The following is a 20,686-nucleotide window of genomic DNA, read 5'->3' as shown; positions in this document are numbered from 1 at the left end:
AATCGGCAGAGCTACTATGCTCTGCCGATTTTTTTATACTTATAGCCTTTTAGCTTGCTATAGCTGACTATTTTTCTATGGAAATGATATTTTCTTCTCCACGTTTTACCAAGGAACCAGGTTTAAAAATAACCTTTTCCCCTTCTTGTAAATTGGTAAAGATAACTGGTGTAATCACTGACGGTACTTTTCCCTTTACATCCGCTAATTGAACACGTAGTAATGGTTGTCCTGCTGTGACCTTATCTCCTTCTTGAGCTAGAGCCTCAAAACCTTCTCCCTCTAGTTTCACCGTATCAAGTCCAAAGTGGATCAAAATTTCACGGCCATCATTTGCAGCGATACCAATCGCATGCTTGGTCGGGAAGAAGGTAACGATTGTCCCATCCACAGGAGATACAACCTCTCCATTGGTAGGTTCAATAGCAAAACCATCACCCATCATCTTTTGCGAGAAGACTTGGTCTGGCACCTCTGTTAACTCTAACATCTTGCCTTCCAATGGTGAAACAAAGATTGTAGATGCTTTCGTCTCCGCCGGTGCATGTTGTGGAGCTGGCTTACTAGCTGATTTCTCAACCGGCGTACGTCCTGCCATAACATCCTTAATCTGTTCCTTTAATTGATCTGATTTTGGTCCAAAGATCGCTTGAATATTGTTACCAACCTCTAGAACTCCCGCTGCTCCAAGCCTTTTCAATTGTTCCTTATTTACATTCTTACTATCTTTAACGGATACTCGTAAACGAGTAATACATGCATCTAGATTACTAATATTAGGACTACCACCCAATGCTTCCAATACATCTGCTGCTAGTCCCGAGGATTGGATATTACCACTTTGAACCTCTACCTCATCTTGTCGGCCCGGTGTTTTTAGATTCCACTTTTGAATAGCAAAACGGAATCCGAAATAATAGATAACAGCAAGTACTAAACCTACTGGAATTACTAACCACCACTGTGTTTTATTAGGCAACACACCGAACAATAAGTAGTCAATAATCCCCCCAGAGAAGGTCATACCAATCTTAACATTCAGGATTTGCATTACCATGAAAGAAAGCCCAGCAAAAACAGCATGAATAGCAAATAATACGGGGGCTACGAATAAGAATGAGAATTCGATCGGCTCTGTAATCCCGGTCAAGAAGGCGGTAAGGGCAGCCGATCCCATAATCCCAGCTACCATTTTCTTATTTTCAGGACGAGCTGTATGGTAAATAGCCAAAGCCGCTGCTGGCAAGCCGAACATCATAAACGGATACTTTCCTGTCATAAATGTTCCTGCTGTTAACTGTACATTATCCTTCACTTGGGCAAAAAAGATCGCTTGATCCCCGCGGACAACTTGTCCTGCTTTATTTACGTACTCCCCGAACTCAAACCAGAATGGTGAATAGAAGATATGATGTAAACCAAACGGAATAAGAGAACGTTCTATAAGACCAAACACAAATGCAGCCAAGGTTGGATTAGAATCCAGCATGACATGTGAAAACGCATTAAGACCTGCTTGAATAGGCGGCCAAATAAAGATAAGTATAAGACCTGTCACTAAAGCTGCAACCGCTGTAACAATCGGAACAAAGCGTTTTCCGGCAAAGAAGCCTAGGAATGGAGGTAATTCAATGTTATAAAATTTCCGGTAAAGATTGGCGGCAATGACACCCATAATAATCCCGCCGAATACGCCTGTTTGCAGGGTAGGAATTCCAAGCACCATCGCATAGGCTTTATCAGTCTGTGCCATTTCAGCAGTAACACCAAGGAAGACACCCATAACCTGATTCATAATTAAAAAACCAATGATTGCAGCTAATCCAGCTACACCTTCACCACCTGCTAATCCAATGGCTACACCAACCGCAAATAAGAGAGCTAGGTTTCCAAAAATGATGGAGCCCGCTTCTTCCATTACTTTTGCGACTAACTGGAGCGCTGGTCCTGATAAGAAAGGTAATTGCTCCAACAAAGCCGGATTTTGCAAAGCATTACCGAATGCTAGGAGAATCCCAGCTGCTGGCAGGATGGCAACTGGAAGCATAAGTGCTTTTCCTACTTGTTGCAACACCCCAAAGATCTTTTTGAACATGTACGAACCTCCTCTACTTCAAACGCCGTTTACATTAATCATGTGGTCATTTGAAGTATGCCTATTGGACAAACCTACTATGTAAGTAAACAAAAAATAATGATTGCATTCCTTTTTGAAGCTTACGTAATAGAAATTTTGTCAATTTAAACCATAAAAGAGATTTGGGCAAAAAACAAGATGTCAAAGTCACGAAATTAAGAACAATTATAAATTTTGTTCAAATAGGTAATATAAAGATGATATTAGTAAGCAAAATAAAAAGGATCACCCTACCAAAAGTAGAATCATCCCTTTGATCAATTATTCTGTTACCTATAACTAAAAAATTCTGTAGCCAATTAATACAACGATCACTAGCAAAACTAATGAACCAATAAAGAAAACAAAATTCGGCTTACGTTTATCTGCACGCACAAGTGCCATTTCCATCAAGCCGATAGTACAGACACCCAAGATACCTTTTATGATGAGTCGGAAGTCTCCCATGTAAAATTTGAACAAGAGCATGGCTCCGAATACTACGATTATGATATACATGAGTCGAAGTATCATATGTAGGATTTTAGCAATTTTGTTTTTATCTAATCTGTAAAGTACATAGGCAAGAATCAGTAATACAAGTGCAGCTTCCCAGCCACCTACATGCGATGCCAATATAGCTTCATACCTCATTTAGTAACCCCCTATGCTTTTTTCCATTTTTTCATTTCCAGCTAATCATATCATACGAGTCTTACCTTTCCAAACATTCGATATCCATATGTCTGTTTTTAAAATGATAACTTTTCACCAAAATACTCCATTACATATAAGTATATAATTACTCATTATGGTACTCAGTAATTTACCTGTCTTACATGCATGAAAACATAAAAAAAGACCATCTTATGTGAGGAGAAGGTCTTGGTCAAACTTCACATTCTTTTCACAAAAAAGACTGGACATTAGAGTTAATTAGTATTATTATTAATTTATAATTAATATAAAGTAATACAAATTATAAAAGGGAGCTGTTCTTCTATGGCACAACAAGTAATGGTAAGCAATCAGAAAGTAATCGACGTTCTTAATCGCCAAGTAGCAAACTGGAATGTTCTATTTGTTAAATTGCATAACTATCACTGGTATGTGAAAGGCCCTCACTTCTTCACTTTACATGAAAAATTTGAAGAATTGTTTAACGAAGCAACAACTAGAATTGATGATTTGGGTGAGCGCGTTCTAGCTATTGGTGGTAAGCCAGCAGCGACATTAACAGAATACGCAACACTTTCAACTATTCAAGAGTCTTCCTGTAAGGAATCCGCTGAAGAAATGGTACAAGCAATCATTGTTGACTTCCAAACTTTGAGCAATGAGTGCCAAAAAGGCATGGAAGTCGCTCAAGAAGCTGGTGATGAGAGCACTAGCGATATGTTGCTCGGTACTCTTACTGATCTGCAAAAACATATTTGGATGTTAAACTCCTATCTCGGTAAATAATAAGTAATCTGTAGCACCCTTAAATAGATACAAAAGCTCTCCACATAGCAATTACACTACGGGGAGAGCTTTTTTATATCGATAATCTGTTTTCTGGTAGGTTATTCTACAATCCGAATACCAAGCTAATAAATACAACGATAATAGCTACAGGGACTACATATTTTAAGAGAAAATACCAAGCTTTGAACCAGACGAAGCTACCTGTTGTACCTTGTTTTACTTCTGCTAGCAAGATATCTCGTTTCATTTTCCACGCCACAAAAATAGAGATAAGCAAAGCCCCAAGAGGCATTAAGATATTACTTACTAAAAAGTCGGCTGCATCAAAGAAGCTTTTTCCGAAAATCGTTACATCACTTAGTACTCCAAATGCTAATGCAGAAGGAATTCCTAACACAAAAATCAATAGGCCCACTTTCCAAGCAGCTGAAGCGCGTTTTGCCTGATTGCCCTTTGTAATCGCTGCTACACTAATTTCTAGCATGGAGAATGCTGAAGTTAAGGTAGCAAACAAGAACAATAACAAGAATATGGTCAAGAAAAATGCTCCGAACGGAATATGTTCAAACACTGCTGGCAAGACCACAAATAAAAGCCCAGGCCCCTCCGTTGGCTTCATTCCTAGTGAGAAAACTGCTGGGAAGATCGCCAATCCAGCTAGCAATGAGATAACAATGGTTAAACTTACAATAGAAACTGTGGACTTTGGCAAGCTCTCGTTCTTTGGCAGGTAGGAGCTGAATGTAACCATCACCGACACACCTATACTTAACGAGAAGAAAGCTTGGCCTAGCGCATACAAAATTGATTTAGAAGATAGTTCACTAAAATCTGGTTGTAGGAAGAATGTAATTCCTTCCCAAGCTCCTGGCAACGTAACTGAGCGAAAAATAAGAGCAATAAAAATCACAAATAGTGCAGGCATCATATATTTATTAGCTTTTTCGATCCCATTCGAAACTCCTCGGGACACAACCAAAATCGTAATCATCATAAATAAAAATTGAACAGATAACACTAACCATGAGTCCGAAATGGTTTGACCGAACAATTGATTATAATCTAGTCCTTGGCCAATCAATTGTCCCGTTATGCTTTTAATAAAATAAAGAAGAATCCAGCCACCTACAACACTGTAGAATGATAGCAAAATAAAACAAGTAGCGATGCCTAATCTACCGACCCAGTGCCATGGAGTATTAGGAGCGATGGCTTTGTAGGCGGAAACAGCATCTTTTCCTGTGCTGCGTCCAACAATTAGTTCTCCTAATAATAAAGGAGTACCTAGCAACAGCGTAAATAACAAAAACAGTAAGAAAAAGGCCCCTCCTCCACTCGTACCAGCGACATAAGGGAATTTCCAAATAGCCCCTAGTCCAATTGCTGATCCTGCGGCAGCCAAAATAAAACCTAACTTTGAAGTCCACTGTTCACTTTTTGACATTTTTTTCTCCTCATTGCATTTGATTTCCGTACATTATAACAAACTTCACATCAAATAGTATGTTTATTTGTAAAATAATATAGTTGCTACTTATTTGAAAAGAATGAACCGAGATGCTGCTTACGTCCATGTCCTTTTAGAAAAAATAAAATAACCCGGAGCTGCGTCCGGGTTGTGTACACAAAACAATAACCTATATGAAATCTATCTACTTTTAACCAGTATATCTACCGCTTGTTTAATGACCTGCTCAGGATCATTTCCCTTTTCTAACTCTTCCCGAATACAATGCTCCAGATTACTCGCTACGACTAATCCAATAACACGATCTACAGCAGTGCGGACGGCAGAGAGTTGCGTAACGACATCTCGACAATCCTTATCTTCTTCCATCATCTTCAGCACGCCGCGTACTTGACCTTCGACTCGTTTCAAGCGGTTTTTTACGGAATCATTATAGTCCATACCGTTTCACCTCGCTTATTCATTCTTTGTTTGTCTGTTCTCTTTAGATAAATAGATTAAGTCCAGAGTCCTGCGCATCGCTCAAGTACGAAGCAACGCCCGCTACATCTACTCCGTCAATTAATTCTTCTTGTTTAATCCCCATGATATCCATACTCATGGCGCAAGCTACCAATTTGACGCCTGCTGCTTGGGCATTCTTCATTAACGTCTCCAAGGAGTCTACATTTTTCTTTTCCATTACATGTTGCATCATTTTCGTACCCATTCCTGCCATGTTCATTTTCGACAAGGTTAGTTTATTTGCCCCTTTTGGCATCATCATTCCAAACATCTTTTCAAGCGTATCCTTCTCCACAACCGGAGCATGTTCGCGGCGCAAAATGTTTAGTCCCCAAAAAGTGAAGAACATTGTCACCTTTTTACCCATGGCAGCCGCTCCTGAGGCAATGATAAACGAAGCCATCGCTTTATCTAAGTCACCACTAAACACGACCATCGTCGCCCCATCTTTATCTATTTGCTTTTCATAGCTTGCCTTTTGTATAGCAGCTTCTGCGATAGATGAAGGCTTATTTGTACCTTTTTGAATAAAAACATGGGCTACTTTATTGCTATATTCGGAGGAAAGGAGGGTATTCCCTGTTTTGTCGCACCATGCTGCAATATCAGCCATGAATCCAGGATCAGTGGCTTTCACTTCAATTGTTTGCCCCTCCTGAGCGCGTGATACAGCTTGGAAGACTTGCATAATTGGTCCTGGGCATTGTAACCCACATGCGTCAATGGTAATTGTCGATTTGTCTATGTTGGATAGTGATAATTCGGGTTGCTTTGATTGGTCCTTTAATGAATGATTCACAGGTTGATTGCTTACCACTGGTGTTCCTTCTTCTTTATCAGGGGTAAACGTCTCTTCTATCGATTTTCCCATACGATATGTTTTAAAGCCACCATCTACATTTTTCACCTGATAGCCGTACTCGCTAAGCAGACGTGCGGCTAAGTATCCGCGCAATCCTACTTGGCAGGATACATAGATGGTTTGATCCTTTGGCAGTTCAGTTAGACGATTGCGTAGCTCTGGTAGTGGAATATTGATAGAGCCTTTAATAAAGCCTGTTTCTCTTTCAATTGGCTCACGTACATCAACCAGCAAACCACCATCTGCCACAATCTGATCAATCTCATGCCACTGGACAATATCTACTAAGCCATAAGCAATGTTGCTCGCTACGTACCCTACCATATTAACGGGATCTTTAGCAGAGGAATACGGAGGTGCATAAGCCAATTCCAGATCAGGTAGATCATGAATGGTTAAACCACCTTTAATCGCTGTTGCAAGCACGTCGATCCGTTTGTCGGCCCCATCCGCTGAAATTGCCTGCGCTCCGTAGATTTTACCTGTGGTTTTATCAAATAATAGTTTCATCCAGATAGGTGCTGCCCCGGGGTAATAACCAGCATGAGAACTTGGATGTACATGGATTGCTGTATATTCAAGTCCAGTGCGCAATAACGTTTTTTCGTTATTTCCTGTTGTAGCTACAGTGAGATCAAATACTTTGGCTATGGAAGTACCTAGCGTGCCGTTGTATTGAACATCAAGTCCATTAATATGATCCGCTACTAAGCGTCCTTGTCGATTGGCTGGCCAAGCTAACGGTATGTGCGTTGCTTGACCATTTATATAGTCTGTTACTTCTACTGCATCACCAATGGCGTAAATCGCTGGATCATCGGTTTGCATCTGTTTATTGACCCGAACAGCTCCGCGTACTCCCAAGGAAAGTCCTGCTTCCTTTGCTAGCTGAGACTCTGGTTGTACACCAATGGCTAAAATAATCATGTCTGTCACTAATTCACGACCACTGCTTAAACGAACAATCCTCCCTTGATCGGCAAATGCTTCTACACCATCCTGAAGCAGTAACGTAACGCCTTTAGCCCTCATATGCTCATGTACCACAGCAGCCATTTCAATATCGAGTGGTGCCATGACCTGCTTACCCATCTCGACAAGCGTAACATCAAGTCCACGCTCACGTAGATTTTCAGCCATTTCCACACCAATAAATCCACCTCCGATGACAACCGCGCGTGTAGGCTGTTGTTCATCTACATAGGTTTTAATCGCATCTGTATCTGGAACACTGCGTAGTGTAAATAGCTGTTTTGCCTCATCGATGCCCGGAATAGCTGGTCGAATCGGCTTCGCGCCAGGAGACAGAATAAGAATGTCATAGGTTTCTTCGTATCTCTCTCCCGATTGCAGATTGTGAATCGTAACCTTCTTTTGTTCTCGATTAATGTGAGTTACCTCGCTTCGAATTCGAATGTCCATGTGAAAACGTTGTGACATTCCCTCTACTGTTTGTAAAAAGAGCTTGCTTCGTTGCTCGATGACCTCGCCAATATAATAAGGGAGACCGCAATTGGCATAAGAAATATGTTCTCCACGTTCAACCATAATCAACTCATGTTTCTCACTTAACCGACGTAATCTTGCTGCCGCTGTTGCTCCACCTGCAACTCCACCTACTATAATGATTTTTTTCTTCATAAGTTGTTTGCCCCTTTTGTTTTTAGCTTTTGTTATGTTGCATGTAAATTTTTCTGTCATTGTATAACTTATACCCCAAGGGGTATTAAATAGATTAAAAAAAATATGACTTAGCTGATTTCCGCCTATACGTGAGTGTTTTTTATACCCCCATGGGTATATAATAAGCTCTAACCATCTCCCGAGTCAATAATTATCCAATAAAAAAGCTTTATCGCGCTCTTCTGCGTGATAAAGCTCTAGTAGCTACTTATTTAATGATAAAGACTGGGCATGGTGCTAATTGTGTAATACGGTGACTCACGCTACCTAGCATCAGTTCTTTAAAATCTCCCAATCCGCGACTGCCCATCATGATTAGATCCGCGTTCTTTTCTTTAACTAAAGCAAGCAATTCGCTGGACGGCTCCCCTTGAAGCAGAACAGCTTCACACTGAACTCCCTCTTTTTCTGCCGCCTCGCATGCCTGATCCAGCAATTCTTGACCATATTTTTTTGCTTCTTGTAAATAATCAGATTGAACATCATGGACCATAAACACTAGTTGACTGGCAACATAGGCAGGTAATTCTTTTACAACATGCACAAAAGTGAGGGATGCTTTATTTTCGCGGGCAAATAAAATCGCCGCTTCCTGTACTTTCGGGCTTAACTGTGAACCATCCAAAGCTGTCACCATTTTATCAAACATACGTATGGCCTCCTTGTAATATCGGTTCTTTATTATCATTGTAACATGCCAGATCGGCAAAGATTTTGCACATTTATGAAGAATCTGGAAACATTTTCACATAAAAAAACGTACTATATAAGTTAAAAGAACTTCCTTGCAAAGGATAGCAGCATGATCACAGCTACCACCATACAAAGAATAAATAAACCTTTTTCTTGTTTTTTAAATGGATCCATATCTTCGCCCCATTTCCTTACACCATTCCTTTTAGGTTACCCCTATTATAGAAGGAGAAAACATCCGTACATGTTCATATGGATGTCCGTTCTGTGAAGAATTGCACAAGCGTTAAGAAAATATCACAGGGCTATGATCAATATCCCATTTTTCGATCGTATAAAATAAAAAAGATCCACAATATCAGTGGATCAATTCATAAAAATAGTACGACCTTCCTTACTGCTTTTGAAAGCCGCTTCAATTAGCAAAATATTCATGCGCGCCTGCTCTGCACGAACGGGCACATTTTTACCTAGGCGAATTGCCTCGTACAACTTGTCGTAATAACGCTGATAGGAACCCTTTTCCGACACAATTTTTTCTGTTACAGGCTGACCTTCTACCATCGTGGTTAATTCCCCATACCAATCTTTCTGTTCCTGACCCCAATTGGGAGCGGTTAGCGGTTGATTGTCACGGATTGCACCTTCCTGCACGTCAAATCCATATTTAATATAACTACCTTTATCACCATGCACCTGAAAACGTGGACCCGGTTGAACCGTCAACATGCCAGCGTGTAAAATCACTCGCAAACGCTCATACTGCAAAATGACGTGGAAATAATCGTCTGTTTTAGCCCCTGGACGTTGTGCCTGCACATCGGCAGTAACTGCTTTAGGCATACCAAACATCATAATCGCTTGATCCAGCAAGTGAGAACCTAGATCATACAAAATTCCAGAGCCTGGTCCTGCATTTTCTCTCCAACGATCACGAACCTCTGGACGATATCGATCATAATGGGATTCAAAATGATAGACTTCACCCAATCGTCCTTCCTGTTGCAGACGTTGAATGGTCAAAAAGTAATTATCCCATCGTCTGTTTTGATAGACGCTTAACACCTTGCCTGTTGGTTTGTTCAGCTCAATTAATTCATCTGCTTCTTTGGTTGTCACGACAAACGGTTTTTCAACAACAATATGAACACCCGCAAGTATTGCTTCTTTTACCATTTCATAATGAAGCGATGTAGGAGCGGTAATGACGACCAGTTCTAGTTTGGGATGCTGTAGTAACTCTTGTAGCTGAGACACCACCTGTACATCTCCCAAATCTCCTTTTACCTTTTCAGGTTTGGAAGAGAGGACAGCTACAATCTCATAATGCTCTGACACTTGTAAAAAAGGAACATGAAAGGTGGTAGCTGACGGACCATATCCGACAATACCAACTCCAATTTTCTGCATTTTCATTCCTCCTGCTGATGTAATCCTATTCCTATGTTATATCTGCTCATCTTGCTTCTTTATCATAAATGAAAAAAATAGAGTTTCCAAGATTGGACACCTACTGAATCGTCTTGTTTATAATAGTCCAACTTATGCACAAAAGATTGTTAGTTTTTGGTCTTCTCTAATCATGGCATCCTGCTTTATAATAAGCCTAACAGAACGTATTCGAATCGATCGTCTTTTTCTTCTATCCAATCTTTGCAATTTACTTAGCAACAGATCAATTGGCAAAGGAGGTTATACCCATGTCGCTCGATAAGCGAAGCGCTGCAATTTTGCATAAAATCATGCAAGCAGACTCATATGTAACGGTACAGGAGCTCTTAGAATCTCAAGGAATTTCTAAACGTACGCTTTATTATGATATGAACAAAATTAACGATTGGCTGGAAGAAAATCAACTCCCTGCTGTTCAATATGTCCGAACCACCGGCTACTATATAGACGAACTGACCAAACAAAAAATTCCTGACAAAATTCAAGGTATGAAGAAATGGCAATATGAGTATTCCGTCAAGGAACGTAAGGCTTGGCTAACCATCTATCTATTAACACGAGAAGGGCGCATCTTGCTAGAGGATTTGATGAATCGGCTAGGTGTTAGTCGCAATACCACTTTAGACGATCTGAAGAAACTAAAGGTGGAGCTACACTCCTTTCATGTATCGCTCAATTTTGACCGCAAGCAAGGCTACTTCATTCAGGGTGAAGAACAGGATAAACGAAAAGCTCTCATCTTCTATCTCTCTCAAGCAGTAACAACCCAAAGCTGGAATCAACTAATCTCCCACATTCAGACCATGGCGCACTCTACTTCACTGGTAGCAGAGGAACAGCAAGAAGATTTTTTGAAAACAAAGGAAATTCAGGTGATCCGCGAAGCCCTATCTGTTTGTGAACGCCTATTAGGTATTCAATATACCGATGAAGTCCTAGAGAGTTTGAGTATTCACATCCATTTGTTCCGCAAGCGATTTAGTCGTGGTCAGCACGTCACAATTGATATGGAAGAAAAAGAGGTCTTGAAAAAAACGAAGCATTTTGAAGCAGCGACCTACATTAGCAATGAGCTGTCTAAAACCCTGCAAATCGATATACCTGAAGACGAAACCTATTACATTGCCACGCATCTCTTAGGTGCTCGTGTGATGAACCAATATCATCCGGATCATGAAAATACCCATACTCAAATGCTATTAGAAACAGTCCGGCGCATGGTTACTGATTTTCAAAAGTTCGCCTGCATTATGTTTGAAGATCAGGAAGGTCTAAAACGTGATTTAATGCTACATCTCAAGCCCGCCTTCTACCGAATTAAGTATGGTATTAACATGGACAATCCGCTGATTGATTCAATTAAAACGCACTATCATGAAATCTTCTTGCTGACCCAGAAAGTTATTTTTCATTTTGAACAGTTGGTGGGGCAACAGGTATGTGAAGATGAGATCGCTTATATAGCAATGCACTTTGGCGCATGGTTGCGAAAACAAGGAGCGAATCCTGCACCGCGTAAAAAAGCACTGATCGTATGTCCAAACGGCATTGGTACCTCACTCATTCTGCAAAATCAGTTGGAAAACCTATTCTCGTCCATTGATATTTGTAAAACGGTTTCTCTACGGGAGTATGAATCCCAATCCTATGAGGTTGACCTAATTTTTTCTACCACCACTTTGACAAAAAGCGATGCGCCCGTGTATGTAGTAAATCCAATTCTTAACGATGCTGAAAAAGCGCGCTTATTAAAACGAGTAGGTGCTTATATCGGTGATAAAGAAAAACAGCCAACAGAGTCGTTGGAAGGCATGATGTCTATTATCCGTCGACACGCGGTGATAGAAAATGAGGAAGCCCTACAACAAGAGTTAAAAGAATATCTGTTGGAACCTGCTTCTTTAAGTAAAGAGCTTACTTACAAGCCGACCGTCTCAGATTTACTGACAAAAGACCAGATTCAGGTAGCCCAAACCGTCGCTAATTGGGAAGAAGCGATCCGACTCGCTTCAGCACCTTTAGTACGCAATGGAAGTATTCTACCTTCTTATGTGGACGCCATGATTCGCTCTGTGTATGAACATGGCCCGTACATCGTCATTGCTCCCAAAATTGCTATTCCGCATTCTCGGCCACAAGATGGTGTCCAACGACTAAGCATGAGTTTCCTACAATTGAAGCATCCCGTGTCCTTCTCAGAAAGACCAGAGCATTCTGCACAGTTGTTTATTGTACTGGCAGCTGTAGATAATGAGACGCATCTGCGTGCGCTGGCTCAGCTAACAGCAGTGCTATCTTCTCCAGAAACGCTGCAAACCTTGTTGCAGACGGATCATATTGATGATGTCCTTCGATTATTGGAGATTTACTCACAACATCAATTGCCTGCTGGATTGTAAATAGCCAAAACCAACCAAAGCATTAGCGATGGTTGGTTTTTTTGATCCTCCTTACACCTTCACTTCTGACATGGTAATCGAAAGAGACTGTGCGTTCATCCTTTTGATTGGTTGCTGATAGAACTGCTGAGCTGGGAACAATCGAATTGAGCTGAGATTTACATACAGATGCTCAGGAGAATCTCCCCAAAGCTCCCGATATTGCTCACCACTTAGCTCTAACTCAAACAAAGTACCATCTGTCTTCAACTGACAATCGAGACGTAGAAGTGGCCCCAATTCAGAGACATGCAACAAAGTAGCTTCAGCCCAGCTATCCCCTTTTGAAATGTGTGAAATCTCCATTTGATGAGGGCGTATGTAGCCAGTCGCTTCTGTATGGTTCCAGTCCAGAACCTCTTCCGACTTCCATGCTAGTTGCCCAATTTGAACAGTTCCTCCATGAACACGAACATGAAATTTGTTCACTCTACCTAAAAAATTATAGACAAAGGGATTACTAGGATTCTGATAGACTTCCATTGGCGATCCGACTTGTTCAATTCTACCCTTGTTTACAATTACCACCTGATCCGCCATCTCCAAGGCTTCCTCTTGATCATGTGTCACAAACACGGTGGTAATTTTAAGTGTATGATGCAATTGTTTGAGCCACCGCCGTAGCTCCTGGCGCACCTGCGCATCCAGTGCTCCAAAGGGTTCATCCAATAATAATACATTTGGTTCAATGGCCAATGCACGAGCCAGTGCAACCCGCTGTCGTTGCCCACCAGACAATTGACCAGGAAAACGCGATTCTAGCCCATCTAATTGAACTAAACGCAACAACTCCATTACTTTTGCTCGAATTCTGGCTTTAGAAGGACGCTCTCCACGCGGACGCACCTGTAAGCCAAAAGCGATATTATCAAAAACGCTCATATGCCGAAATAAAGCATAATGTTGGAAAACAAAACCAACCTTTCTCTCCTGAACACTTTTCCGAGTAGCATCTACTCCATCAAACCGTATGATCCCTTGTTCCATCTGTTCAAGACCTGCAATCAGTCGAAGCAAGGTAGTTTTTCCCGATCCTGAGGGACCCAGTAAAGCAACTAACTCTCCACTTGGAATTTGTAAATTAATATAATCAAGGGCAGAAAACGTCCCAAAGCTTTTGGATACCTGTTTAATTTCAATGCCCATGTAAACTCTCCCCCTTTTCATAACCCCAGACAGCTACATCTGATTTCTTCTGTTTGTATTGCCGCTCCGCTTTCCATTCCAGTAAGCTCTTGATGATCAGTGTCACGATAGCTAAACCTGCTAATAAGGTAGCTACAGCAAAGGCTGCTACAAAATTATATTCGTTATACAAAATCTCTACTTGCAGTGGCACCGTGTTGGTCATACCACGGATATGCCCCGACACGACAGAGACAGCACCAAATTCGCCCATGGCACGCGCATTACATAATATAATCCCATACAACAGTCCCCATTTGAGATTAGGTAATGTAACGCGCCAGAAGGTTTGCCACCCCGTTGCTCCAAGGGACAACGCTGCTTCTTCTTCATCATTACCCAACGATTGCATGGCTGGGATCAGTTCACGTGCCACATAGGGAAAGGTAACGAAAATGGTAGCTAAAATAATGCCGGGCACCGCAAATATAATTTTAATATCGTAGGTTTCTAACCAAGGTCCCAGCAATCCTTGCGTACCAAACAACAGTACAAACAAGAATCCAGAGATAACTGGCGAGACAGCTACAGGCAAATCAATTAGGGTCAGTAGAATGTTTTTCCCCCGGAACTGATATTTGGCAATCGCCCAAGCAGCAGCAATCCCAAACACCGCATTCAGTGGAACAGCAATCACAGCAACCAACAGGGTAAGCCGTATAGCTGCTAACGCATCTGGTTCGACGATCGCATCCCAAAACGGTTGTAATCCATGTTTTATTGCCTCCGTAAACACCGATAACAGCGGCACAATTAAAAACAGCCCCAAAAACAGTAAGGAGAGAACAATCATGATCCAAGCTCCTGGATGTTTAGCGGTATCAGATTGAGTAGATAACGACATATGCTTCCTCTCCTTTTCTATTAGTCCATCCGATACATTTTCCGACTCCACCACTGTAGAACATTGGTCGATAGCAAGATAAGAAACGATAACAGTAGCATTACCGAGGCGATTGCTGTTGCCCCTGCATAGTCAAATTGCTCCAGCTTTGTCATGATTAAAAGTGGGGTTATTTCCGTTTTCATCGGCATATTGCCTGAAATAAATACGACAGAGCCATATTCCCCTACTGCTCTAGCTAAGGCCAGCGTGAAGCCAGTCAGCAAGGCAGGTAAGAGCTGGGGAAAAATAATCCGCCAAAAAGTAATCCAACGTGAAGCACCGAGACTAGCGGCGGCTTCTTCCATTTGCCGATCCACATCCTGCAATACGGGTTGGACGGTGCGGATCACGAACGGAATTCCAATGAAAATGAAGGCAACTGTTACTCCAAGTGGAGTAAACGCAACCTTAATGCCTAGCGGCTCTATATATTGACCAATCCACCCATTAGGAGCGTAGACCGCCGTGAGTGAAATACCTGCTACCGCAGTGGGCAAGGCAAAGGGAAGATCAACTAGTCCATCAAGGATTTTTTTACCCGGGAAGCGGTAGCGCACCAGCACCCAGGCTATCATTAGCCCAAACACCGTATTCACTAGGGCGGCGACCAAAGAAGCTAAAAAACTAAGTTTATAGGATTCAATCACTCGATCGGCAAGTACAATGGATAGGAATTGATCCCAACTAAGGGAGCTGGTCGACAGTAAGAGCACAGTCAAGGGAAATAGAACAAGGAGACTCACATAGACAACCGTATACCCCAGCGAAAGGCCAAATCCTGGTATGATACTCGACTGTTTCCAGCTGTTTTTCATGATTTACACTCCCCTGTGTGTCAGTTCGTTATATTCTCATTTATGGTTGGTATATTTGATCAAAAATCCCCCCATCAGCAAAATGGGTTTTATGAGCTTCCTGCCAATTTCCAGCTGTCTCTTCAATTGTGAATAGCTTGATCGTAGGAAATTGACTTTCATATGCTTTGGCCACTGACTCTAGTCGTGGTCGGTAAAAATTCTTTGCCGCAATCTTCTGTCCTTCCTCCGAATACAAGTATTTCAGATAAGCCTCTGCTACTTCCTTTGTGCCTTTTTTATCAACGACTTTATCAACGACTGTCACCGGCGGTTCCGCTAAAATACTGACGGATGGTACAACGATTTCCACTTTGTCTTTCCCGATTTCATTAACGGCCAAAAATGCTTCATTTTCCCAAGCAAGAAGTACATCTCCAATACCCCGCTCTACAAAAGTTGTTGTGGAGCCGCGCGCTCCAGAATCGAGAACAGGCACATGCTTATATAGCTGTTGCACAAATTCCTTTGCCTTCTCATCGCTGTTCTGGTTGAGTTGTTTGGCATAGCCCCAAGCAGCTAAATAGTTCCATCTAGCCCCTCCTGAAGTCTTCGGATTAGGTGTAATCACTTGAACGTCTTGTTTTATTAAATCGTTCCAATCCTTGATCTGCTTTGGATTACCTTTACGAACGAGAAACACAATGGTTGAGGTGTAAGGGGCGCTTTTTTGTTCCAAGCGCGATTGCCAATCCTGTTGGATAAGTCCTTTACTCGCGATAGCATCAATGTCATATGCAAGAGCCAGCGTGACGATGTCCGCTTCCAATCCATCAATAACCGAGCGTGACTGTTTGCCGGAGCCACCATGAGATTGCTTAATTGTGACTGTTTGACCTGTCTTGTTTTGCCAGTAATCAGTAAAGCTTTTGTTATACGCCTGATATAACTCTCGTGTCGGATCGTAGGAGACATTTAAAAGCTCAATTGGTTTTGATACGGATTTGTCATTGCTAGAAACAGTTGTGGTTGTACCTGATTCATTGGTCACTTTACCTGTTTCTGAACCAGCGGAAGATGCCCCTCCTCCGCAACCTGCCAACGCAAATGCTAAGCTACCGGTAAGTAGACAGGTCAGCCATGTTAGTCGCTTTTTATTGTTGAGAAAGTTCGTTTTGGTTACGATGTTAGGTTTTTCTTTCATTGATTTACTCCTCCTAATCTTCTCTGTTCTATCAAATGAGCCATTTTGTACATGTATACAAAAAAGGCTCCTATCGCTCGCCCTTCCATAGCAAACGTAAGGAGCCTTCGGATGTCCGATCGGCACTTTATTCTTTTTGTTTTTTCGAAAATTCCCTCTTTTCTAACGAATAACGATGACGCTCCACGCGTTCAATTTGCGTAATGTTTGAATCATGAATTGTAATATGCACAGAGCCATACTCAATGCCTTTCATGGCGTCTAAAATCTTCTGCATCAATAGGTCTTGTCGACTTGCCTGTTGCTCAGACATACCGTTTGCCTCCTTCATGCCTGTTCCGCTTTTTTGATAGGCACCAAAAATTAGGAAACTTTGTATTTGAGTTTAATCACATAATTCCTATCTGTCAAGTTGGAATTGAACAAAATAAGCATATTTCGTGCGATAGGCACGAGAATATGCTTAGCTGTGACAAAAAGGATTTCTACTATGCGGATTGCCCCTAAGAGTACCGCTTCATTTGCAAATGAATTCCTTGTTGTAGTTCATGTAAAAATTGATCTCGCTCTATGAGCAGCTTTTCAGATTCATCCCTTGCTATCTCTGTAAACTTGATCTCTTCCCCCGGCCTCATCTGTGCCAGAATTGGTAGATCTACTGTAGCAACTTGACCAATCCGTGGATAACCTCCTGTCGTCTGCCGATCAGCAAGTAAAATTATAGGGTATCCCTCTGCCGGTACTTGAATCGTACCAAAGGCTACAGCCTCCGATAATAGTTCAATCGGTTCTACCATGCTAAGCGTAGCTCCTTGTAGGCGATAGCCCATCCGATCTGATTGGGATGTGATTTTGTAGGAGGAGTGAAATAATTGCTGTTGGCTCTTTTGTGTAAACAAGGAGAAATGTGTTCCTCGACTAATACGCACATGCGGATATCTTCGGTACGTTGCTAAGCAATCGGAGCTAACACTCCAATCTACGCTTGTCCAATTTCTCAATGCCGTCTGCCTTTCCAGCTTCCAGCACCATTTCTCCTGAAAAGAGAGCGTCACATCTGATGGAACACCGGCCGATATGTAGTCATCTGCCTGTAAGCTTCTGCCTTGGTAGCCTCCCATTCCTGCACGAGCATACGTACTGCGACTCCCTAGCACCTGCTCGACTTCAATACCTCCTGCAATAGCGAGATAGGCACGACAGCCCGTCCGACAACCTCCACCTTTCATAACCGTACCAGCTCTAATAAAAACGGGACGCCACATGGGCAAACGCTCACCATTGATGGTAAAAGATAAATCCCCGCCGGTAATCGCTATAAGACTATCGGTCTCAAAAGATAACTCTGCACCCGTAAGCGTCATCTCTAGAGTAGCGAGATGCTCTGCATTGCCCACCAGCATATTGGCAATACGCAAGGCCATGGGGTCCATCGCTTCGCTGGTGACAACCCCATACTTCCGAAAACCAAACCGCCCCTGATCTTGAATCAAAGTAAGCAAGCCAGGCTTTATAACACGTATACTCATGACTCCTCCCCTTCCCACTCCAGATATTCCTGTTGGGTAATCGGACGAAAGTGGACAGTATCACCTGCCTGTAAGTAGCTGGGTGGATTCTGCTTGGGACGAAATAGCGCAAGCGGTGTCCGACCAATCAACTGCCAGCCACCTGGGGTCACTATAGGATAGACGCCCGTTTGCTCACCACCTATGCCGACTGAGCCCATGGGAATCTGTAACCGTGGAGAAGCCCTCCTTGGAGTCGCAAGCTCAGCAGACATTCCTCCTAGATACGGAAAGCCGGGTGCAAAACCAATCATAAATACCTTGTACATAGCGGATGTATGAATACGAATGACTTCTTCAGGAGTGATCTGATGATACTTGGCTACCTCCTCCAAATCAGGTCCATACTCTCCCCCATAGCAGACCGGAATTTCAATCAATCGTGTGTGAACCTCTAGTTGACTAGTTTGCCCTGCTAACAACCTACGTACATTATTCAGTACGATCTCATACGCAGTGCTTTCTGGCTTTTGATTCGATACCTGTTTAACGGTAACAGGATCGTAATAGATCGCCACACTTGTAAAAGCTGGTACAAATTCAATCATGCCTGGAAACGGATGCTGTTCGATATGACTCGCAAAAGCCTGCACAAATTGGTAAATCTCCGCGCTCTCATTACCTACAGATTTAAATTGCACCAACACAGCCGCATCTCCAAGCGGTAGAATTTGAACAGGCCACTTTTGCTCGATTGCTTGTGCTTCTCTCTGTTTTTCTGGCTGATTTTTCACCTGATCACCTCTACCATCTCTAACTGATTTGCCCTTCTACAGCCTTAATATCTTGCTCCACTTGCAAACTGGTACGTATAGCTACCGCCAAGGCCTTTTTCACGCACGTTACACTCATACTAGGCTGACCAGGAAAACGTACAGCCTGTTCAGGTAAATAGGGAATATGAATAAACCCGCCTTTTGTCCCTGTATAACGCGTGGAGATCAGATGAGCCAATCCATAAAAGAGATGATTACAAACGAACGTGCCTGCTGTCTGGGAAACTGACGCCGGTATCCCTGCCAGACGGACTTCTTTGACAATAGCCTTGATCGGTAACGTAGACCAGTAAGCTACCGGTCCCTCTTCAACAATAGGCTGATCGATTGGTTGATTCCCCTCATTATCCGGGATGCGTGCATCATCTGTATTAAGGGCTACCCGTTCCACAGTGATATCTGCACGCCCTCCTGCCTGTCCGACGCAGATAACTACGTCAGGCTGTACCTCTTCCATGATGGCTGCCAAGACTTCCAGAGAGCGATGAAACACGGTTGGAATTTGTTTGATGATTACTTGGACATCGGGAAGTTCTAGCTGTTGACATTGCTTTACTGCCTTCCATGCAGGATTAATTGGTTCCCCACCAAAGGGATCAAAACCAGTTAACAGAACTTTTTTCACAATGATCCCCCCTAGAACAACAAGTAGTACATCAAAAAGATATTAATACCCAACAGTAGCAAAGCAGTTGGAGCCTGCGCTTTTATGACTGCATTTTTATCAGGTAAATCTAGTAGGGCTGCTGGCACGATATTAAAATTAGCTGCCATCGGGGTAAGCAATGTGCCACAATAACCAGAAAACATACCAATTGCCCCTAACACAGCTGGATTTCCACCATGCATTTGCACTAACAAAGGTAGACCAATACCAGCAGTCATGACCGGAAAGGCTGCAAAAGCATTACCCATAACCATCGTGAACAAGGCCATTCCCAGTACGTAAGCGACGACTACAAGAAAACGATTATCTACCGGGATCGCAGAGCTTACTAAGTCAGCAATCACTTTACCCACTCCCGCTGCTCCAAATAACGCTCCTAGTGTGGCTAGCATTTGAGGTAAAACAGCTGCCCAACCAATCGCATCCAGCAAGCGACGCGACTCTTTTACTGGCTGAATGCCTTTCGTTTTCGTAATCCCCATCGCTACCACCAACGATACTAAGCAGGCTACTCCCAAGCTCACCAGTGTAACATTCTGTTGATCGAGTAAAAAGATTTCACCTATTTTTACATTTTTCAACAACACGCTACCAATCACTGTAACAATTGGTATCAATAAAGCAGGGATAAACAATCGATTCCCAAAACGTTTAGCGCTCGTCTCTCTTTGTTCATCCGTTGTTTGTTGATACGATCCCAGTCGAACCCCGCCCAAACCAGCAATAAGCGCCATCAGCAACACGACAATCCCCATCACTAGTGAGGAAACCAGCTTACCTCCTAGAAAGGAAAAGGCAAATAACGCCCAGAAAAGGGACGTGGTGAAACGGCGAGAATTGCTTTTATCTCTCCACGCTAGAACAGCAATAATGACAAGAAAAGCGCCTGCAAGATAATAGATAAAATCCAATTTGATTAACAT

Annotated in this window: 18 protein-coding genes; 2 read left to right on the top strand and 16 right to left on the bottom strand. The window is 42.4% G+C overall.

Annotation, left to right across the window (positions count from 1 at the left end; translation table 11 throughout):
* Window positions 1-67: 67 nt before the first annotated feature.
* Together EEL30_07965 and EEL30_07960 are read right to left on the bottom strand one after the other, a co-directional pair.
* Entirely contained in the window at window positions 68-2,095 is a 2,028-nt protein-coding gene (locus EEL30_07965; protein ID QDX92297.1) for a PTS glucose transporter subunit IICBA, read from the bottom strand.
* 321 nt (window positions 2,096-2,416) lie between these two features.
* On the bottom strand, window positions 2,417-2,770 hold the full coding sequence (locus tag EEL30_07960; GenBank protein QDX92296.1) for a DUF1516 family protein: 354 nt from the start codon (window positions 2,768-2,770) through the stop codon (window positions 2,417-2,419).
* Window positions 2,771-3,118: 348 nt separating this feature from the next.
* Between EEL30_07960 and EEL30_07955 the strand changes: the two genes are divergently transcribed.
* Complete coding sequence (locus EEL30_07955) at window positions 3,119-3,580, top strand: DNA starvation/stationary phase protection protein (protein ID QDX92295.1); 462 nt, start codon at window positions 3,119-3,121, stop codon at window positions 3,578-3,580.
* A gap of 106 nt (window positions 3,581-3,686) precedes the next feature.
* Here the strand turns inward: EEL30_07955 and EEL30_07950 are convergent, their stop codons facing one another.
* The 5 genes from EEL30_07950 to EEL30_07930 all read right to left on the bottom strand — a co-directional run bounded on the left by EEL30_07950 (window position 3,687) and on the right by EEL30_07930 (window position 10,203).
* Entirely contained in the window at window positions 3,687-5,027 is a 1,341-nt protein-coding gene (locus tag EEL30_07950) for a sodium-dependent transporter (GenBank protein ID QDX92294.1), read from the bottom strand.
* A 204-nt stretch (window positions 5,028-5,231) separates the two neighbouring features.
* Complete coding sequence (locus tag EEL30_07945) at window positions 5,232-5,492, bottom strand: metal-sensitive transcriptional regulator (protein QDX92293.1); 261 nt, start codon at window positions 5,490-5,492, stop codon at window positions 5,232-5,234.
* Window positions 5,493-5,535: 43 nt separating this feature from the next.
* The gene (locus EEL30_07940) at window positions 5,536-8,058 is read right to left on the bottom strand and encodes a CoA-disulfide reductase (GenBank protein ID QDX95703.1); all 2,523 of its coding nucleotides are present in this window, start codon (window positions 8,056-8,058) and stop codon (window positions 5,536-5,538) included.
* Between the two features lie 250 nt (window positions 8,059-8,308).
* Entirely contained in the window at window positions 8,309-8,749 is a 441-nt protein-coding gene (locus EEL30_07935; protein QDX92292.1) for a universal stress protein, read from the bottom strand.
* Window positions 8,750-9,159: 410 nt separating this feature from the next.
* A complete protein-coding gene (locus EEL30_07930; protein ID QDX92291.1) occupies window positions 9,160-10,203 on the bottom strand; it encodes an oxidoreductase in 1,044 nt (347 codons plus the stop codon).
* Window positions 10,204-10,493: 290 nt separating this feature from the next.
* On the opposite strand from EEL30_07930, the gene EEL30_07925 reads away from it, so the two are divergent.
* Entirely contained in the window at window positions 10,494-12,644 is a 2,151-nt protein-coding gene (locus EEL30_07925) for a PRD domain-containing protein (GenBank protein ID QDX92290.1), read from the top strand.
* Between the two features lie 51 nt (window positions 12,645-12,695).
* Here the strand turns inward: EEL30_07925 and EEL30_07920 are convergent, their stop codons facing one another.
* The 9 genes from EEL30_07920 to EEL30_07880 all read right to left on the bottom strand — a co-directional run bounded on the left by EEL30_07920 (window position 12,696) and on the right by EEL30_07880 (window position 20,686).
* The gene (locus tag EEL30_07920; GenBank protein ID QDX92289.1) at window positions 12,696-13,829 is read right to left on the bottom strand and encodes a sulfate ABC transporter ATP-binding protein; all 1,134 of its coding nucleotides are present in this window, start codon (window positions 13,827-13,829) and stop codon (window positions 12,696-12,698) included.
* Window positions 13,819-14,712: a sulfate ABC transporter permease subunit CysW gene (gene cysW, locus EEL30_07915; protein ID QDX92288.1), complete on the bottom strand. Its 894-nt coding sequence runs from the start codon at window positions 14,710-14,712 to the stop codon at window positions 13,819-13,821. The genes EEL30_07920 and cysW overlap by 11 nt, the downstream gene beginning before the upstream one ends.
* 20 nt (window positions 14,713-14,732) lie before the next feature.
* Window positions 14,733-15,569, bottom strand: coding sequence for a sulfate ABC transporter permease subunit CysT (gene cysT / locus EEL30_07910; protein ID QDX92287.1), 837 nt, complete (start codon window positions 15,567-15,569; stop codon window positions 14,733-14,735).
* Between the two features lie 40 nt (window positions 15,570-15,609).
* Entirely contained in the window at window positions 15,610-16,752 is a 1,143-nt protein-coding gene (locus EEL30_07905; GenBank protein QDX92286.1) for a sulfate ABC transporter substrate-binding protein, read from the bottom strand.
* A 127-nt stretch (window positions 16,753-16,879) separates the two neighbouring features.
* Window positions 16,880-17,065, bottom strand: coding sequence for a DUF2292 domain-containing protein (locus EEL30_07900; GenBank protein ID QDX92285.1), 186 nt, complete (start codon window positions 17,063-17,065; stop codon window positions 16,880-16,882).
* A gap of 190 nt (window positions 17,066-17,255) precedes the next feature.
* A complete protein-coding gene (locus EEL30_07895) occupies window positions 17,256-18,281 on the bottom strand; it encodes a biotin-dependent carboxyltransferase family protein (protein QDX92284.1) in 1,026 nt (341 codons plus the stop codon).
* Window positions 18,278-19,054 carry a 5-oxoprolinase subunit PxpB gene (pxpB, locus tag EEL30_07890; protein ID QDX92283.1) on the bottom strand — a complete coding sequence of 259 codons (777 nt, stop codon included), beginning with the start codon at window positions 19,052-19,054 and terminating at the stop codon, window positions 18,278-18,280. The genes EEL30_07895 and pxpB overlap by 4 nt, the downstream gene beginning before the upstream one ends.
* A 19-nt stretch (window positions 19,055-19,073) precedes the next feature.
* Window positions 19,074-19,721, bottom strand: a complete 648-nt coding sequence (gene pcp, locus EEL30_07885; GenBank protein QDX92282.1) for a pyroglutamyl-peptidase I — start codon at window positions 19,719-19,721, stop codon at window positions 19,074-19,076.
* Window positions 19,722-19,732: 11 nt separating this feature from the next.
* A complete protein-coding gene (locus EEL30_07880) occupies window positions 19,733-20,686 on the bottom strand; it encodes a DUF979 domain-containing protein (GenBank protein ID QDX92281.1) in 954 nt (317 codons plus the stop codon).

Source organism: Brevibacillus laterosporus (assembly GCA_007833815.1).
In the GTDB taxonomy this organism is placed as follows: Bacteria; Bacillota; Bacilli; order Brevibacillales; family Brevibacillaceae; genus Brevibacillus_B; species Brevibacillus_B laterosporus_D.
This window is presented reverse-complemented; position numbering and strand designations above follow the sequence as displayed.

Bases quoted from the DNA above. Each gene is read 5' to 3' on its own strand.
- EEL30_07925 (QDX92290.1), top strand. From the start codon at position 10,494: ATGTCGCTCGATAAGCGAAGCGCTGCAATTTTGCATAAAATCATGCAA.
- EEL30_07930 (QDX92291.1), bottom strand. From the start codon at position 10,203: ATGCAGAAAATTGGAGTTGGTATTGTCGGATATGGTCCGTCAGCTACC.
- EEL30_07950 (QDX92294.1), bottom strand. From the start codon at position 5,027: ATGTCAAAAAGTGAACAGTGGACTTCAAAGTTAGGTTTTATTTTGGCT.
- EEL30_07895 (QDX92284.1), bottom strand. From the start codon at position 18,281: ATGAGTATACGTGTTATAAAGCCTGGCTTGCTTACTTTGATTCAAGAT.
- EEL30_07880 (QDX92281.1), bottom strand. From the start codon at position 20,686: ATGTTAATCAAATTGGATTTTATCTATTATCTTGCAGGCGCTTTTCTT.
- EEL30_07965 (QDX92297.1), bottom strand. From the start codon at position 2,095: ATGTTCAAAAAGATCTTTGGGGTGTTGCAACAAGTAGGAAAAGCACTT.
- EEL30_07945 (QDX92293.1), bottom strand. From the start codon at position 5,492: ATGGACTATAATGATTCCGTAAAAAACCGCTTGAAACGAGTCGAAGGT.
- EEL30_07905 (QDX92286.1), bottom strand. From the start codon at position 16,752: ATGAAAGAAAAACCTAACATCGTAACCAAAACGAACTTTCTCAACAAT.
- EEL30_07960 (QDX92296.1), bottom strand. From the start codon at position 2,770: ATGAGGTATGAAGCTATATTGGCATCGCATGTAGGTGGCTGGGAAGCT.
- cysW (QDX92288.1), bottom strand. From the start codon at position 14,712: ATGTCGTTATCTACTCAATCTGATACCGCTAAACATCCAGGAGCTTGG.
- EEL30_07955 (QDX92295.1), top strand. From the start codon at position 3,119: ATGGCACAACAAGTAATGGTAAGCAATCAGAAAGTAATCGACGTTCTT.
- EEL30_07920 (QDX92289.1), bottom strand. From the start codon at position 13,829: ATGGGCATTGAAATTAAACAGGTATCCAAAAGCTTTGGGACGTTTTCT.
- cysT (QDX92287.1), bottom strand. From the start codon at position 15,569: ATGAAAAACAGCTGGAAACAGTCGAGTATCATACCAGGATTTGGCCTT.
- EEL30_07900 (QDX92285.1), bottom strand. From the start codon at position 17,065: ATGTCTGAGCAACAGGCAAGTCGACAAGACCTATTGATGCAGAAGATT.
- EEL30_07935 (QDX92292.1), bottom strand. From the start codon at position 8,749: ATGTTTGATAAAATGGTGACAGCTTTGGATGGTTCACAGTTAAGCCCG.
- EEL30_07940 (QDX95703.1), bottom strand. From the start codon at position 8,058: ATGAAGAAAAAAATCATTATAGTAGGTGGAGTTGCAGGTGGAGCAACA.